The 2,090-nt window shown below is 37.3% G+C and carries 4 protein-coding genes; 1 reads left to right on the forward strand and 3 read right to left on the reverse strand.

The genetic code is table 11. The annotated features are described in order from the left end of the window. The first annotated feature begins 77 nt into the window (after positions 1-77). The gene (locus tag ACYVRA_RS06250; protein WP_461251887.1) at positions 78-245 is read left to right on the forward strand and encodes a hypothetical protein; all 168 of its coding nucleotides are present in this window, start codon (positions 78-80) and stop codon (positions 243-245) included. A gap of 126 nt (positions 246-371) precedes the next feature. On the opposite strand, the gene ACYVRA_RS06255 is transcribed toward ACYVRA_RS06250, so the two are convergent. The 3 genes from ACYVRA_RS06255 to ACYVRA_RS06265 form a co-directional block, all read right to left on the reverse strand. Further along, a complete protein-coding gene (locus ACYVRA_RS06255) occupies positions 372-995 on the reverse strand; it encodes a hypothetical protein (protein ID WP_461251888.1) in 624 nt (207 codons plus the stop codon). 47 nt (positions 996-1,042) lie between these two features. After that, the gene (locus ACYVRA_RS06260) at positions 1,043-1,759 is read right to left on the reverse strand and encodes a hypothetical protein (protein ID WP_461251889.1); all 717 of its coding nucleotides are present in this window, start codon (positions 1,757-1,759) and stop codon (positions 1,043-1,045) included. 112 nt (positions 1,760-1,871) lie between these two features. Continuing rightward, the coding region (locus ACYVRA_RS06265; RefSeq protein WP_461251890.1) for a hypothetical protein at positions 1,872-2,090 on the reverse strand (219 nt) is incomplete at its 5' end.

Here is a 2,090-nt window from a genome sequence, read left to right on the forward strand (position 1 = left end):
ATTTTACACAAAATATTATAACCAAAAAATAAAAGAGGTGTTTGCTGTCAGATACAAGTAGGCTGCTCTAATCCTTTATGGGATTAATCCTTAAATTATCTGCGGTTTTTTCGCATAACGTTCCGGCTGTAACTGACGGTTTTGTGTTTGCGATAAGGAAACTGCGTAAGCAGTTTCTCGCAAACACAAAACTGTGGCGGAACAAAAACGCACAAAGGGCGAAGCCCGACTGCGTTTTTGTGTAGCCCGAGCCGCCGTAAGGCGGCGATGCAGTTACAGACCTGTTACACGAAGTACCCCTTGCTTTTATATTGACAATTTATTTTTATATCATTATTTTATTACCAAACAATTTTTTAGGCAATAATTCCCTACTGCAATTTTAACCAATCGATATTCGCTTCGGTATTACCTTCATAGTTATATCCTAGTTCATCCAGATATTTAGCATAAATATCATAATCGTCAACCCATCTGTCTCCAATAAAGTATCTCCATTTCGCTTCCGCTCTACTAGCTTCATCAGGATAGTCATACGGTTCTGCCGTTGCGATCATAATTGCGGTATAACCGTCATCAGCAATTTTATAAATGGAGTAATCACCAGCACTGCTGTCTATCAATCCATTGTTTAAAATTACGATTGAACCGTATCTACTCGAAGGAACTTCTAATGGTTCGCCATTGCCAGTATAACCAAATACATTTATTGGTTTGCTGTCTTTTAATGAATATATATAGTCAATGACATCATCATAATCATTTTCCTTTCTTAATATGAGTTCTTTAATGCCGTTGCCGTCAATGTCATATAATGCATAATATGTTGTATAACCTTCTAATTCAGCGTTTGTTTTCCATTCGGTTATTAAGTCGGCATAATGCGAGGTTTCCGTTGCGGTTTGTTCGGCTGTTTTTTTGGTGGTGCAAGAAGTCGTTAATGCGCCGATTAAGGTTATACCCAATAATATTGTTTCAATCCGTGCTTTGTTCATGGTGTCTCCTTTTATATATAATACCTTACCTAATTTCATAAATTATCTTATTTAAAACCTGTCTCTAAATGACAACCACTAAACACATAATATATGTCAACATCACCTTCAAAGCCAGGCGGAGTCTGTTCCGCCAAAACAATCAATGCCCTATTTTCAAATGGGCTTAAAAAATATCCGCAAACGTGTACCTTTGAAACTCTGGTATTTTCTCCAGTAAAAATTGTTTTCTTTTTTCCATTAGCGGTAATTGAAACAGTATATTTTTTTATTGGGATTTTTCCCCACATATCTTCTCCTGATACAATATCAGAAATAGCGACGCTATACTCCATGCCATTCCTCTTTATTGGAAAAGGCATGAACTCGGCATATTGTTCTACAATACTATGCGCCTTCATCGCATTCGTAATTTTATCTTTAATATAATTAAACAGATATTCCGAAGTAATACTTTCCCATCCACCATTATCGCCAACAACTTCATCTGCATCAGCTTCAATATTTATTAATACTTTATCATTAACAAAGTCAAAAACAATGAACTTGATTGCCATATAACCGGTATATCCACCTACTGCTTCTCTGGAATATGCAACTTTTCCCGTTTTGGACCAACCCCATATTCTTATATCAGGCCTATATCCCCAACCGCCTACCGTAACTTTTAATAAATCTACTATAGGGGGAATTTTTAATTCCTGCGCGTTTATATTACCTGCAATCAAAAATAGCATCCACAAAACCAATAATCTGTATTTCATTGTAAATTCCTTATGTTTTATTATCTAAATAATATTCCTTTTTGTCAATACAAGATTTTATAATTTAACTTATAACCCATATTTTCTCTTTCTTTAATTATTCTAATAATATTTACCTGCCATTGCAAGGGGTATTTCGTGTAACGTTCCGGCGGTAAACGACGTTTTTTTGCGCCCGATGAAGAAAACCGCGAAGCGGTTTTTCGGGCGCAAAAAAATGTGGGTGGAGTGAGGCGTGGGAGCCTTCAGGCGACCTAGCCGAACGGAACCCCGAGCCGCCGTAAGGCGGCGATGCGTTTACCGACCTGTTATGCGATGGGCAGGCGTACAT

The organism is Treponema sp. R8-4-B8 (genome assembly GCF_054786175.1).

Bases quoted from the DNA above. Each gene is read 5' to 3' on its own strand.
- ACYVRA_RS06250 (WP_461251887.1), top strand. From the start codon at position 78: ATGGGATTAATCCTTAAATTATCTGCGGTTTTTTCGCATAACGTTCCG.
- ACYVRA_RS06255 (WP_461251888.1), bottom strand. From the start codon at position 995: ATGAACAAAGCACGGATTGAAACAATATTATTGGGTATAACCTTAATC.
- ACYVRA_RS06260 (WP_461251889.1), bottom strand. From the start codon at position 1,759: ATGAAATACAGATTATTGGTTTTGTGGATGCTATTTTTGATTGCAGGT.